Genomic DNA, 14,279 nt, shown 5'->3' with positions numbered 1-14,279 from the left:
GAGAAACCGATGAAGTAGCGAAACTGCTGAGAGCCTTACTAGGCTTGGCGCGCCCGGCTGGGATCGAACCAGCAACCCCTGCCTTCGGAGGGCAGTACTCTATCCATTGAGCTACGGGCGCGTGTGACAGTGAAGCGACCCCATATACAGGCCGCCCACGATTGGCAAGACGGCAAGGATACCCGGTTTCCCATGACGCGTCCACCTTGCCTGCCGAATCGCCGCCGGGCCGTGCTGCGTGCGGGTAAACACGCGCCATCGCGCCGCTCGCCGTGATGTAAACGTTCCGTCTATAATCGTCCGTGCTTCATTGGACTGCCATTTTGCCGTTGCACCGCGCTCACAATTCCTATTCATGGAGACGAGGCAAGCATGAGCGAAGCACCCCACGAATCTCCCGTCAAAACCCCCGGGCAGTTGATTGCCGTCATCATCGCGTCGTTCGCGATTCCGATCATCCTGATCGTCCTGTTCGCCAATTATGCGAACCATGCGTTCCGTTCCGGCGCCGGCACGGACGCGCTATCCGACGAGCAGGTCGCCGCACGGATCGCCCCGATCGCGAAGGTCGACGTGAAGGACGCCAACGCGCCCCGCACGTACAAGACCGGCGAGGAAGTCTACAAGGCCGTCTGCGTGACCTGCCACGGCACCGGCGCCGCCGGCGCGCCGAAGTTCGGCAACAAGGACGACTGGGCGCCGCGCATCTCGCAAGGCTTCGACACGCTGCTGAAGACGGCCCTCGCGGGCAAGGGCGCGATGCCGGCGCGCGGCGGCACGAGCCCCGACGACGTCAGCGACTATGAAATCGCCCGCGCGATCGTCTACATGGCGAACAACGACGGCGCGAACTTCCCCGAACCGGCGGCGCCGGCCGCCAACGCGGCGCAGCCCGCGAGCGGCGCGCCCGCGTCGGGCGCCGATGCGTCGAGCGCGCAGGCCGCGGCCGCCATGGCCGCGATCGCCGCGATCCCGAAGGCCGGCGAAAAGCCCGCGGCCGCCCCGGCCGGCGCCGATGCGGCAACGGCCGGCAAGGCGCTGTACGCGTCGACCTGCCAGGCCTGCCACGCGGCCGGCGTGCTCGGCGCGCCGAAGTTCGGCAGCAAGGAAGACTGGGCGCCGCGCCTGAAGGACTCGATGGATACGGTCTACAACTACGCGCTGCACGGCAAGGGCGCGATGCCGCCGAAGGGCGGGTCGAACGCGTCGGATGCCGACGTGAAGGCGGCCGTCGACTACATGGTCAACGCGGCGAAGTAACGACGTCGTCCGGCCCTCCGTCAAAAACCCCCGCGACGCACGCGCATCGCGGGGGTTTCTTTTTTGGGTTGCCGGTTCGCCGCGCCATCGTGCGCGCGGCGCCGCGTCACTTCTGCAGCAATGCCTTCAGGCTCGCGAGCCGGTCCTTCGGCGACATCGGCGCCTCTTCCGGCGTCGGCGGCGGCGCTTCGTCGAGCCCCATCTCCGGGATGAAGCGCGACGGTTCGCACACGACCGTCTCGCGCGCCCGCTTGCGCTTCTTGCACCAGTTCAGGTGCAGGCTGCGCTGCGCACGGGTGATCGCGACGTACATCAGCCGGCGCTCCTCCTCGATCCGCTCGTTGTCGATCGGGCCGTCGTCCTCGCTGCCGCCGCGGTGCGGCATGATGCCTTCCTCGACGCCGACCAGGAACACGTGCGGATACTCGAGCCCCTTCGACGCATGGACGGTCGACAGCCGCACGGCGTCCGGGTCCTCGTCCTTGCCCTCGAGCATCGACATCAGCGCGACGGTCTGGATCAGGCCGAGCAGGTTCTTGCCCGTGTCGGCGAGCCCGTCCGCGTTGTGGAAACCGTCGGCCTCGCCGTCGACGGCCTCCGTCTCGGGCTTCGTGCCCTTGCGCTTCAGCCATTCGAGGAATTCGAGCACGTTCTGCCACTTCGACTGCGCCTGCCGCTCGTCGAACGCGTCGTACAGGTACGCCTCGTAGTGGATCGCCTCCATCATGTCGTCGAGCACGACGGTCGCGGGCTCCTTGTCCGCGCGCTCGGTCAGGCGCTGGATGAAGTCGCAGAACATCCGCAGCGGTTCGACCTGGCGCGCCGACAGCCGCGCCTCGATCCCGCCCATGTACACGGCCTCGAACAGCGACGCCTTCGCCTGCCCCGCGAACGAGCCGAGCGCTTCCAGCGTCGTGTTGCCGATGCCGCGGCGCGGCGTGGTGACCGCGCGGATGAACGCGGGATCGTCGTCGGCGTTCGCGATCAGCCGCAGGTACGCGCACAGATCCTTGATCTCGGCCTTGTCGAAGAACGACTGGCCGCCCGACAGCACGTACGGAATCCGCTCGCGCCGCAGCACCTGCTCGAAGATGCGCGCCTGGAAGTTGCCGCGGTACAGGATCGCGTAGTCGCGAAACTGCGCGCGCCGCTCGAACTTGTGCGCGGACAGCCGGAACACGACCGATTCGGCCTCGTGTTCCTCGTCGTTGCACGCCGTGACGGTGATCGAATCGCCCATCCCGTGCTCGGACCACAGCTTCTTCTCGAACAGCTTCGGGTTGTTCGCGATCACGTTGTTCGCGGCGGTCAGGATCCGCACCGTCGACCGGTAGTTCTGCTCGAGCTTGATCACGTGCAGCTTCGGGAAGTCCTTGCCGAGCTGCGCGAGGTTCTCGAGCGTCGCGCCGCGCCAGCCGTAGATCGCCTGGTCGTCGTCGCCGACCGCCGTGAATGCGGCGCGCGGGCCCGCGAGCTGCTTCAGCAGCTCGTACTGGCACGCGTTGGTGTCCTGGTATTCGTCGATCAGCAGGTAGCGCAGCTTGTTCTGCCAGCGGTCGCGCACCTGCTCGTTCTTCGCGAACAGCTCGGCCGGCAGGCGGATCAGGTCGTCGAAGTCGACCGCCTGGTACGCGTGGAGCGTCGCCACGTAGTTGCGGTAGACCAGCGCGGCCTGGTGCTCGTCCTCGTTGGCCGCGATCGCCATCGCCTCGTCGGGCATGATCAGGCCGTTCTTCCACAGCGAGATGATGCTCTGGATCTTGCGGATCAGCCCTTTGTCGGTCGTGCCGAGCTGCTCCTGGATCATCCCGAAGCAGTCGTCCGAATCCATGATCGAGAACTGCGGCTTCAGGCCGACGTGCTCGGCCTCCTGGCGCAGGATCTGCACACCCAGCGAATGGAACGTGCAGACGGTGAGCTGGTTGACGGGCACCTTGCGGCCTTCCTTGCCCGGCGTGGTCAGCGTCTTGCCTTCCAGCAGCTTCGACACACGCTCGCGCATTTCGGCCGCCGCCTTGTTCGTGAACGTGACGGCGGCGATGTGGCGCGGCTCGAAACCTTTCGCTTCGATCAGGTGCGCGATCTTCTGCGTGATCACGCGGGTCTTGCCGCTGCCCGCGCCGGCGAGCACGAGACAGGGACCGTCGAGGTAGCGCACCGCTTCGTTCTGAGCGGGATTGAGGCCTGCTGACATGATGGCGGATGGTGTTGCGGGTTGACGGCGGAACGCCGGGAGGATGCCGTGCGCGGCAGGCTGGCGAAGCAGGCGGACACGCAGGCAGGACGCGCATGTTAACACGTCGGCGGCGGGTATTTCGGGCGCGCCGCCGGACGGGGCGCGCAGGCTTGCCGGGCGGGCGCCCCCCGTCCGTTCGGCGTTGTCGTGGCCGTCCGTTCGGCCAATCGGGCCCGGTCCGCGCCGTGATCGGACACAATACGCACTCCGCTGGCGCCACCCGCGCCGGCCCGCTTCAATGCGTTTCAACCACCGCCGGATCGACCTCATGGGATACCCGTTCGCCACCGCCGCCCTCGGCCCGCTGCTGTTCGCGCAAGGGCGCTACGTGCGCCGCGTCACGCCGCGGCTGCCCGAAGCGGCCGGGCCGCGCGACGGCTCAGTTGGCGACGGCCCGCCGCTGCGCGTGCTGGTGGTCGGCGATTCGGCCGCCGCGGGGGTCGGCGTCGCGACGCAGCACGACGCGCTCGCCGGGCAACTGGCGAGCGCGCTGGCGGCCACGCACCGAGTGCGCTGGAAACTGCTCGCGCGCACCGGCCTGACCACGCGCGAGCTCGTCGAGTGGCTCGCCGCCGAGCCGGCCGAGCCGTTCGACGTGGCCGTGACGTCGCTCGGCGTCAACGACGTGACGGGCGGCGTGCCGCCCGCACGCTGGCTCGCGCAGCAGACCGAGCTGGTGCGGCTGCTCGCCGCGCGTTTCCAGGTCGGGCACGCGATCCTGTCGGCGGTGCCGCCGATGGAGCGCTTCCCGGCGCTGCCGCAGCCGCTCGCGTGGTATCTGGGGCGGCGCGCGAAACGGCTCAACACGGCGCTCGCCGGCTGGGCGGGCGCGCAGCCGCACTGCACGTTCCTGCGGGTCGACCTGCCGCTCGAACGGCACCTGATGGCCGCCGACGGCTTCCACCCCGGCGCAGCCGCCTGCGCGGTGTGGGCCGCGCAGGTTGCGGCTGCGGTGCGGCAGCGGATGGACGGATGATGCGGCACATGCCGAGGCCGGCTGGCCGCCCCGGCTCACCGGGCGGTGCGCCGGGTGCCGGGTGCCGGGTGCCGGGTGCCGGGCGCCAAGAGCCAAGAGCCGGGTGCCGCGCGTTCGACAGTCGCACCGCGCGCCCCCGCTCCTGCGCAAAATGCCGGCATTCCTTGCGCAAGCGTCGCATCGCTCCGTGCATTTCGCCCGACGCGTCTGTGCAAGCGGCAGCGCCATGCCAAAATAGCCGGTCGTCTTCGCGCCGCTCCGGCGCGCCATCCTTTAGTTTCCTTCGCAGCCAGGAATTGCCATGTCGTCATTGCTCAGGATTGGTTTGATGGGTTTCGGTTTCGCCGGCGCGACGTTCCACGCGCCCGTAATCGCCACGAGCGGCCGCACTGAAGTCGCCGCGATCGCGACGGGCCAGGGGGAACGCGCGCAGGCCGCGTATCCGGGCGCGCGCATCGTCCCCGACCTCGACACGCTGCTCGGCCTCGACGATATCGAATGCGTGGTGATCGCCACGCCGAACGACACCCATTTCGCGCTCGCGCGCCAGGTGCTCGAAGCCGGCCGCCACGTAGTGGTCGACAAGCCCGTCACGCTCACCGCCGACGAGGCGCTCGCGCTCGCGCGGCTCGCGAACGCGCGCAGCCGGCTGTTCGCGCCGTTCCACAACCGCCGCTGGGACGGCGATTTCCTCACCGTGCGCCGCATCGTCGAATCGGGCGAGCTCGGCCGCCTCACGTACTTCGCGTCGCACTTCGACCGCTTCCGGCCGACGCCGCGCACGCGCTGGCGCGAGGAGCCGGCCCGCGGCGGCGGCCTGCTGCTCGACCTCGGCCCGCACCTGATCGACCAGGCCCTCGCGCTGTTCGGCACGCCGGAAACGGTGAGCGCCACCGTCAAGACGCGCCGCGACCACGGTACGGCGCCCGATTTCGTGCACCTGCTGCTCGGCTATCCGGACAAGGACGTCGCGCTGCATGCGAGCGCGCTGTCGGCGATCGAACCCGCGCGCTTCACGCTGCACGGCACGCGCGGCAGCTACCAGAAGTTCGGGCTCGACACGCAGGAAGACCAGCTCAAGGCCGGCCTCACCGCGGACGACGTCGAATTCGGCGGCGGCAACCCGCCCGGCCTGCTGCGCGTGCTCGACGGCGACGTCGAGGTCGAGCGGCCGGTGCCGACGCTCGACGGCCAGTACGCGGAGTTCTACCGCGCGCTCGCCGCGTCGATCCGCGACGGCGCGCCGTTCCCCGTCACCGCGCAGGACGCGGTCGACGTGATGACGATCATCGAGCTCGCCGCGCAGAGCGAACACGACGGCCGCCGGGTGCCGTTCGTGCGCCGCCCGGTCTGACGCCGCGGGCCGGGTCGGTGCCGCCCCGCCCGCTCGGCGCCGAACATTCCGTTACAAATGGTGCGGGAACGAAAGTCAGCGGTCGTTCGGTCTGACGCGTTTCTCAAAAAGTCGATCCGACACCCATCCGTCAGGAGAATGTGATGCAACGGTTGATTCGCGCAGCGGCATGCTGCGTCCTGGTTTCCTCGCTCGCGGCGTGTATCGTGCAGCCGCAGCGGCCGGCCCGGCAGGCGCCCCCGCCGCGACCGAATCCGCAGGTCGTCGCGAACGACCGCATGCAGGAGGTCCAGGGACGGATCGACAACCTGCATCGCCGGATCGACGCGCGCGTGAACGGCGGCTACTACCCGCCGCCCTACGGCGCGCAGCTGCACCATCGCCTCGACGTGATCCGCCAGGAAGCGAACGACATGTCGGCCCAGCACAACGGCGGCCTGTCCGGCGACGAGCAGCGCGTGCTGAACCAGGAACTCGACACGGCCGCGCGCGCGATCGGCGAGTAACGCGCCGGCACCTGCCGGCGCGGATGAAGCGGCGGCGCCGGCCGCCGCCGCTTGTCGCGAAGCGACATTCTTTTGCTCAAATTGACAATGCCCACCTGCTCGCGTACAGTCGCCCGCACGCGTCGGGAGAGCGTGTGACCGGGTTGTTCCGACACCGGTTGCGCCGCCGAAGGGGCACACCCGCAAACTCTCAGGCAAAAGGACCGACCGCGTCGGGAAACCGCATCCGCGCACCGCGCGAGCAATACGTTTCCCGCACTCTGGAGAGCGGCAGTAGCCCGCAGCGCATTGGCTGCGCGGGCAGGCTGCCCACCGAAGGGGCGCGCGTTCGCCGGGCTTGGCCCGCAGCGCAATCTCTCAGGTATCGAGGACAGAGGGGCATGTACCGGATCGCGTGAGGCCATCGGCCGCGGCGGTCGGCACATGGCCGTTCTGATCCGCGCGCAAGCGCCTTGCCTGAGGCCTCGATGACTGCACTGAATCACACCCCGCTCAACGCCGCGCACCGCGCGCTCAATGCCCGCATGGTCGACTTCGGCGGCTGGGACATGCCCGTCAACTACGGCTCGCAGATCGAAGAACACGCTGCCGTGCGCACCGACGCCGGCATGTTCGACGTGTCGCACATGTGCGTCGTCGATTTCACCGGCAGCCGCGTGCGCGCGTTCTTCGAGCATGCGATCGCGAACAACGTCGGCAAGCTCAAGACGCCCGGCAAGGCACTCTACTCGTGCCTGCTCAACCCGCAGGGCGGCGTCATCGACGATCTGATCGTCTACTACTTCACCGAAGAATTCTTCCGCGTGGTCGTCAACGCCGGCACCGCCGAGAAAGACATCGCGTGGTTCAACCAGCTGAACGAGCAAGGCGGCTACGGCCTGACGATCGCGCCGCGCCGCGATTTCGCGATCGTCGCCGTCCAGGGTCCGAACGCCCGCGAAAAAGTCTGGGCGACGGTGCCTTCCGCCCGCGCCGCCACCAGCGAGCTCAAGCCGTTCAACGCCGCGCAGGTCGCCGGCACGCCGTTCGGCGATCTCACCATCGCCCGCACCGGCTATACCGGCGAAGACGGCTTCGAAGTGATCGTCCCGGCCGTGCACGTCGAAGTGCTGTGGAATGCGCTGCAGCAACACGGCGTGCGTCCGTGCGGGCTCGGCGCGCGCGACACGCTGCGCCTCGAGGCCGGCATGAACCTGTACGGCCAGGACATGGACGACACCGTCTCCCCGCTCGACGCGGGCCTCGCATGGACCGTCGACCTCGCCGCGCCGCGCGACTTCGTCGGCCGCGCCGCACTCGAAGCCAACGGCACGCGCGCCGCGTTCGTCGGCCTGATCCTGCAGAAGGAAAACGGCAAGGCGGGCGGCGTGCTGCGCGCGCACCAGAAGGTCGTCACGCCGCACGGCGAAGGCGAGATCACGAGCGGCACGTTCTCGCCGTCGATGCAGGAATCGATCGCGTTCGCGCGGGTGCCGGCGGCCGTCCAGATCGGCGACACCGTCCAGGTGCAAATTCGAGACAAGAATCTTCCCGCGCGCGTGGTAAAACTGCCGTTCGTGCGCAACGGCAAGGTCCTCGCTGCGTAACGACCGAGAAGCGGCCGCGGGGCCGCCTCCCGGCAAGCCGGGAGATGGCGCCCGGCGCAACCCTATCCGGCGTGCCATGGCGGCGCGCCAGCAGAACGAACACACCCTTTTATCCAGGAGCATCCGATGAGCAACGTCCCGGCCGAGCTGAAATACACCGACGAACACGAGTGGATCCGCACCGAGGCGGACGGCACGCTGACGGTCGGCATCACCGATCACGCGCAGAGCACGCTCGGCGACATCGTCTTCCTCGAGCTGCCCGAAGTCGGTAAGTCGGTGAACGCGGGCGACGCCGTCGGCGTCGTCGAATCGGTGAAGGCGGCCTCCGACATCTACTCGCCGGTGTCCGGCGAGATCGTCGCCATCAACGAAGCAGCCACCGACGCGCCGGAAGAAGTGAACGGCGATGCGTACGGCGTGTGGCTCTTCAAGATCAAGCTCGCGGCCGGCGCGTCGACCGACAAGCTGATCGACGCCGACGCCTACAGCAAGCTGATCGACTAATTTCCCTACCCGAACCGCGCGGCGCCGGCCTCGGCGCGCGCGGGACCAGAGTCACGCCATGAAGCTCGAACACCCGGACCGCCTGATGAACCGCACGCCCCTCTCGCTCGCCGCGCTCGAAACGCACGACGCGTTCGCCGAACGCCACATCGGCCCCGACGCCGCCAGCCAGCAGGCCATGCTCGACACGCTCGGCTTCGCGTCGCGCGCCGCCCTGATCGACGCCGTGATCCCGGCCTCGATCCGCCGCGCCGAAACGCTGCCGCTCGGCCCGTTCGCACAGCCGAAGAGCGAGGCCGAAGCCCTCGCCGCGCTGCGTGCGCTCGCGGACAAGAACCAGGTGTTCCGCTCCTATATCGGCCAGGGTTATCACGACACGCACACGCCGGCCGTGATCCTGCGCAACGTGCTCGAAAACCCGGCGTGGTACACGGCCTACACGCCGTACCAGCCCGAAATTTCCCAGGGTCGCCTCGAGGCGCTCCTGAACTTCCAGCAGATGGTGGCCGACCTCACGGGCCTCGCGATCTCGAACGCGTCGCTGCTGGATGAAGCGACGGCCGCGGCCGAAGCGATGACGCTGCTGCAGCGTACCGGCAAGCCGAAGTCGAACGTGTTCTACGTGGCCGACGACGTGCTGCCGCAAACGCTCGAAGTGATCCGCACGCGCGCGCTGCCGATCGGCATCGAAGTCAAGACGGGCCCGGCGGCCGACGCCGCGCAGGCGAACGCGTTCGGCGTGCTGCTGCAATACCCGGGCGTGAACGGCGACGTGCGCGACTACCGCGCGCTCACCGAAGCGATCCACGCGGCCGGCGGCCACGTGGTCGTCGCGGCCGACCTGCTCGCGCTCACCGTGCTGACGCCGCCCGGCGAATGGGGCGCGGACGTCGCGGTCGGCAACACGCAGCGCTTCGGCGTGCCGATGGGCTTCGGCGGCCCGCACGCCGCTTACATGGCCGTGCGCGACGAATTCAAGCGCCAGATGCCGGGCCGCCTCGTCGGCGTGACGGTCGACGCGCAGGGCAAGCCCGCGCTGCGCCTCGCGCTGCAGACGCGCGAACAGCACATCCGCCGCGAAAAGGCGACGTCGAACGTGTGTACCGCACAGGCGCTGCTCGCGATCATGGCCAGCATGTACGCGGTCTACCACGGCCCGCACGGCCTGAAGACGATCGCGCTGCGCGTGAACCGCATCGCGGCGCTGTTCGCCGCCGGCGTGAAACAGCTCGGCTTCGCGACCGTCAACGACACGTTCTTCGACACGCTGACGATCGACACCGGCGCGCGCACCGCGCAGGTCCACGAATTCGCGAAGGCGAAGCGCATCAACCTGCGCCGCGTGAGCGCCACGCAAGTCGGCGTATCGGTCGACGAAACGACGACGCGCGACGATCTCGCCGACCTGCTCGACGTGTTCGCGCAGGCCGCGGGCGGCACCGCGCCGGCCGTCGATGCGCTGGACGCGGGCCTCGCCGGCGTCGCCGCGCTGCCGGCCGGCCTCGAGCGCACGAGCGCGTACCTGACGCACCACGTGTTCAACCGCCACCATTCCGAAACCGAAATGCTGCGCTACCTGCGCAGCCTGTCGGACAAGGATCTCGCGCTCGACCGCTCGATGATCCCGCTCGGCTCGTGCACGATGAAGCTGAACGCGACGTCGGAAATGCTGCCCGTCACGTGGCCCGAGTTCGGCCGGATCCACCCGTTCGCCCCGGCCGAGCAGACCGTCGGCTACCGCGAGATGATCGACCAGCTCGAGCAGATGCTCGTCGCGGCCACCGGCTACGCGGCCGTGTCGCTGCAGCCGAACGCGGGCTCGCAAGGCGAGTACGCGGGTCTCTTGATCATCCACGCGTACCACGCATCGCGCGGCGAAGGCCATCGCGACGTGTGCCTGATCCCGGCGTCCGCGCACGGCACGAACCCGGCGTCCGCGCACATGGCCGGCATGAAGGTCGTGGTCGTCGCCTGCGACGCGCAGGGCAACGTCGACATCGCCGACCTGAAGGCGAAGGCCGAACAGCACTCGAAGGACCTCGCGGCGATCATGATCACGTACCCGTCGACGCACGGCGTGTTCGAGCAGAACGTCCGCGAGATCTGCGAAATCGTCCATGCGCACGGCGGCCAGGTGTACGTCGACGGCGCGAACATGAATGCGATGGTCGGCCTGACCGCGCCGGGCCAGTTCGGCGGCGACGTGTCGCACCTGAACCTGCACAAGACCTTCTGCATCCCGCACGGCGGCGGCGGCCCGGGCGTCGGCCCGGTCGCGGTCGGCGCGCACCTCGCGAAGTTCCTGCCGAACCAGCGCTCGACCGGCTACGCACGCACGGAAGACGGCATCGGCGCGGTGTCGGCCGCGCCGTACGGCTCGGCGTCGATCCTGCCGATCTCGTGGATGTACATCGCGATGATGGGCGCGAAGAACCTGACCGCCGCGACGGAAACCGCGATCCTCAATGCGAACTACATCGCGAAGCGCCTCGCGCCGCATTACCCGGTGCTGTATTCGGGCCCGGGCGGGCTCGTCGCGCACGAGTGCATTCTCGACCTGCGTCCGATCAAGGAAACGAGCGGCATCAGCGTCGACGACGTCGCGAAGCGCCTGATGGACTACGGCTTCCACGCGCCGACGATGAGCTTCCCGGTGCCGGGCACGCTGATGGTCGAGCCGACCGAATCGGAATCGCAGGAAGAACTCGACCGCTTCATCGCCGCGATGATCGCGATCCGCGAGGAAATCCGCGCGGTCGAGGAAGGCCGCGCCGATCGCGAGGACAACCCGCTGCGTCACGCACCGCACACGGCGGCCGTCGTCACCGCGAACGAATGGCCGCACGCGTACTCGCGCGAGCAGGCCGCGTACCCGGTCGCGTCGCTCGGCACGAACAAGTACTGGCCGCCGGTCGGCCGTGCGGACAACGCGTACGGCGACCGCAACCTGTTCTGCTCGTGCGTGCCGATGTCGGACTACGCATAACGCGCGCCAGGCCCGGAGCCGACCAATGGTGACCGCACCGCACGCAACCCGGGGTTGCGTGCGGTTTTTGCGTTCGCCGGGCCGACCGGTTCACGTTCATCCGCCAATCCGGCTAACATCACACGCGATCCAGCCAATGAAGGAGTTCCGCATGGTGCGTCCGATGTTTCCGGGCCATGGTGCAACCGAGCGGCGGCCGCGCATCCGCGCAGGCCGCTACGTGCCGATGCTCGTCGCGTCGCTGTCGCTGGCCGCCGCCGGCCTCGGCGCCGCCGGCAGTGCGCGCGCGGCGATGAATTTCTGCGCGGCGCCGGCGCTGCAGACGAGCGAGACGACGCAGGCCGAGCCGGGCGTGCAGGCGCTGATCCGCAGCGTCGACGCACGCATCGGCGAGCAGCCGAAAGCGATGGCGCGCGTGCACACCGAGGGCACGCTGCCGCACGAAGGCATCTACGACCAGAGCGCGGCCGCGCTCAAGGACATGGACCTGATGCGCGACGCGGCGCTCGCGTGGCGCGTGACGAACGCGCCGCGCTACCTGCAACTCGTCGACCGCTTCCTGTCCGCGTGGGTCTCGACCTACCAGCCGAGCTTCAACCCGATCGACGAGACGCGCTTCGAGAGCCTGATCATTGCGTACGACATGACCGCGAGCGCGTTGCCGGTGAAAACGCGCAACGCGACGGCCGCGTTCATCGCGAAGCTCGGCGCCGGCTATGTCGCGCAGGTCGACGCGCAGAAGCGCCCGCTCACCGGCACCTGGCGCAACAACTGGCAGAGCCACCGGATCAAGCTGATCGCGCTGTCCGCATTCACGCTCGGCGACCGCAAGATGATGAACGCCGCGCAGCGGCTGTTCGTCGAGCATCTCGCCGACAACATCGGCCCCGACGGCAAGACCTGGGATTTCGAGGAACGCGACGCGCTGCATTACGCGGTCTACGATCTGCAGCCGCTGGTAACGGCCGCGCTCGCCGCGCGCCGTTTCAACCGCAACTGGCTGCGCGAGCGCGGCGCGAATGGCGCGACGCTCGCGGCCGCGCTCGACTGGCTCGTGCCGTATGCGCTCGGCGAGAAGACGCACGAGGAATTCGTGAATTCACCGGTGCCGTTCGACGCGAAGCGCCGCGAGGCCGGCTTGCCGGGTTACACGGGGCAGTGGGACCCGAAAAACGCCACCGAACTCTTTCATCTGGCCGCGCGGCTCGACGGGCGCTATGCCCGCGTCGCGCAGCAGCTTTCCCCAACGCCGCCCGCATGGCTCGCCGCGTGCCTGCCATTGCAGGCGCGCTAGCATCATTCTTATCGCAAGGCAGGTATCGAAATGGCAGTCAGCGTGTTTGACCTCTTCAAGATCGGCATCGGTCCGTCCAGTTCGCACACGGTCGGACCGATGCGCGCGGCGCTGATGTTCGTCCAGGGCCTCGAGCGCGACGGGTTGCTCGACGCGACGGCCCACGTGAAGGTCGAGCTGTACGGTTCGCTCGGCGCCACCGGCAAAGGCCACGGCACCGACCGCGGCGTGATGCTCGGCCTGCTCGGCGACGCGCCCGACACCGTCGATCCCGACACGATCGACGCGCGACTCGAAGACGTCCGCAAGACGAAGCAACTCGCGCTGCTCGGCACGCATCCGGTGCCGTTCGTGCTGAAGGACAACATCGCGTTCTACCGCCAGGCGCTACCCGAACATCCGAACGGGATGAAGCTGCGCGCGAGCGACGCGAACGGCGCGGTGCTGGTCGAGCGCACTTATCTGTCGGTCGGCGGCGGCTTCGTCGTGACGGCGGGCGCGCCGAACACCAAGGTGCTGAGCGCGGCCGAGCAGATGACGCACCCGTTCCGCACCGGCGCGGAGCTGCTCGCGCTGACCGCGTCGACCGGCAAGTCGATCGCGCAACTGATGTGGGAAAACGAGCGCGCGTGGCACACCGAGGAAGAAACGCGCGACGGGCTGCTGAAGATCTGGGCCGTGATGCAGTCGTGCGTGTCGCGCGGCTGCGGGATCGGCAACCCGGACGCCGACGGCAACCTGCCCGGCCCGTTCCAGGTCAAGCGCCGCGCGCCGCAGCTGTACCGCACGCTGACGGGCAGCCCTGAGCGCGCGCTGCAGGATCCGCTGTCGATGATCGACTGGATCAACCTGTACGCGATCGCGGTCAACGAGGAAAACGCGGCCGGCGGCCGCGTCGTCACCGCGCCGACCAACGGCGCGGCCGGCATCATCCCGGCGGTGCTGCACTACTACACGCGCTTCACGCCCGGCGCGAACGAACAGGGCGTGATCGATTTCCTGCTGACGGCCGCCGCGATCGGCATCCTGTACAAGCTCAACGCGTCGATCTCCGGCGCGGAAGTCGGTTGCCAGGGCGAAGTGGGCGTCGCGTGCTCGATGGCCGCGGGCGCACTCGCGGCCGTGCTCGGCGGCACGCCGCAGCAGGTCGAGAACGCGGCCGAGATCGGGATGGAGCACAACCTCGGCCTGACCTGCGACCCGGTGGGCGGGATGGTGCAGATCCCGTGCATCGAACGCAACGCGATGGCGTCGGTGAAGGCCGTCAACGCGGCGCGCATGGCGCTGCGCGGCGACGGCTCGCACTACGTGTCGCTCGACTCCGTGATCAAGACGATGCGCGAGACGGGCGCCGACATGAAGACCAAGTACAAGGAAACGTCGCGCGGCGGGCTGGCGGTGAATATCGTCGAGTGCTGATGCTGGATCAGGCGGTCATGCGAGGCGAATGAACGCTTGCATGACCGCCGGGTCCCGGCGTGCACACATCAATCGTTCAACCAGTTCTCGAGTCGCAATCCCGGGTAACTCGCGAGATCCCGCTCGTTGTTGGTCACCAGAACGGCGAATATCGC

The 14,279-nt window shown here is 68.8% G+C and carries 10 protein-coding genes, 1 tRNA gene, 1 pseudogene and 2 riboswitches; of the genes and pseudogenes, 9 read left to right on the top strand and 3 right to left on the bottom strand.

The genetic code is table 11. The features are described 5' to 3' along the window. Positions 1-45 precede the first annotated feature (45 nt). Positions 46-121: transfer RNA gene (locus tag MMB92_RS17695), tRNA-Arg, on the bottom strand. Between the two features lie 251 nt (positions 122-372). On the opposite strand from MMB92_RS17695, the gene MMB92_RS17690 reads away from it, so the two are divergent. Further along, the gene (locus tag MMB92_RS17690) at positions 373-1,260 is read left to right on the top strand and encodes a c-type cytochrome (RefSeq protein WP_112750565.1); all 888 of its coding nucleotides are present in this window, start codon (positions 373-375) and stop codon (positions 1,258-1,260) included. A 106-nt stretch (positions 1,261-1,366) separates the two neighbouring features. Here MMB92_RS17690 and MMB92_RS17685 read toward each other — a convergent pair whose 3' ends face one another. Further along, positions 1,367-3,454 carry a UvrD-helicase domain-containing protein gene (locus tag MMB92_RS17685; RefSeq protein WP_277562820.1) on the bottom strand — a complete coding sequence of 696 codons (2,088 nt, stop codon included), beginning with the start codon at positions 3,452-3,454 and terminating at the stop codon, positions 1,367-1,369. Positions 3,455-3,764: 310 nt separating this feature from the next. Between MMB92_RS17685 and MMB92_RS17680 the strand changes: the two genes are divergently transcribed. From MMB92_RS17680 to MMB92_RS17645, 8 genes are all read left to right on the top strand, one after another. After that, positions 3,765-4,472 carry an SGNH/GDSL hydrolase family protein gene (locus MMB92_RS17680; RefSeq protein ID WP_277562819.1) on the top strand — a complete coding sequence of 236 codons (708 nt, stop codon included), beginning with the start codon at positions 3,765-3,767 and terminating at the stop codon, positions 4,470-4,472. Between the two features lie 301 nt (positions 4,473-4,773). Further along, a complete protein-coding gene (locus MMB92_RS17675; RefSeq protein WP_006485682.1) occupies positions 4,774-5,826 on the top strand; it encodes an oxidoreductase in 1,053 nt (350 codons plus the stop codon). 143 nt (positions 5,827-5,969) lie between these two features. Continuing rightward, the gene (locus tag MMB92_RS17670) at positions 5,970-6,332 is read left to right on the top strand and encodes a hypothetical protein (RefSeq protein WP_006485676.1); all 363 of its coding nucleotides are present in this window, start codon (positions 5,970-5,972) and stop codon (positions 6,330-6,332) included. Between the two features lie 113 nt (positions 6,333-6,445). Further along, a riboswitch (glycine riboswitch) is annotated at positions 6,446-6,549 on the top strand. Positions 6,550-6,582: 33 nt separating this feature from the next. Continuing rightward, positions 6,583-6,716: riboswitch (glycine riboswitch) on the top strand. Between the two features lie 83 nt (positions 6,717-6,799). After that, positions 6,800-7,918: a glycine cleavage system aminomethyltransferase GcvT gene (gcvT, locus tag MMB92_RS17665; protein WP_048988902.1), complete on the top strand. Its 1,119-nt coding sequence runs from the start codon at positions 6,800-6,802 to the stop codon at positions 7,916-7,918. A 126-nt stretch (positions 7,919-8,044) separates the two neighbouring features. Beyond that, positions 8,045-8,425 carry a glycine cleavage system protein GcvH gene (gene gcvH, locus MMB92_RS17660; RefSeq protein WP_006485673.1) on the top strand — a complete coding sequence of 127 codons (381 nt, stop codon included), beginning with the start codon at positions 8,045-8,047 and terminating at the stop codon, positions 8,423-8,425. A 58-nt stretch (positions 8,426-8,483) separates the two neighbouring features. Next, positions 8,484-11,411, top strand: a complete 2,928-nt coding sequence (gene gcvP / locus MMB92_RS17655; RefSeq protein ID WP_006485677.1) for an aminomethyl-transferring glycine dehydrogenase — start codon at positions 8,484-8,486, stop codon at positions 11,409-11,411. 151 nt (positions 11,412-11,562) lie between these two features. Further along, on the top strand, positions 11,563-12,705 hold the full coding sequence (locus tag MMB92_RS17650; protein WP_006496280.1) for an alginate lyase family protein: 1,143 nt from the start codon (positions 11,563-11,565) through the stop codon (positions 12,703-12,705). Positions 12,706-12,735: 30 nt separating this feature from the next. Further along, positions 12,736-14,124 carry an L-serine ammonia-lyase gene (locus tag MMB92_RS17645; protein WP_006485681.1) on the top strand — a complete coding sequence of 463 codons (1,389 nt, stop codon included), beginning with the start codon at positions 12,736-12,738 and terminating at the stop codon, positions 14,122-14,124. 68 nt (positions 14,125-14,192) lie between these two features. On the opposite strand, the pseudogene MMB92_RS35275 reads toward MMB92_RS17645, so the two are convergent. Continuing rightward, positions 14,193-14,279 (bottom strand): annotated as a pseudogene (locus MMB92_RS35275) (VapC toxin family PIN domain ribonuclease); the annotation flags it as partial.

Origin of the sequence: Burkholderia sp. IO2, from assembly GCF_029522185.1 — a bacterium.
Classification (GTDB): Bacteria; Pseudomonadota; Gammaproteobacteria; order Burkholderiales; family Burkholderiaceae; genus Burkholderia; species Burkholderia cenocepacia.
The sequence above is the reverse complement of the archived record's forward strand: the minus strand, read 5'-3'. Positions and strand labels throughout refer to the sequence as shown.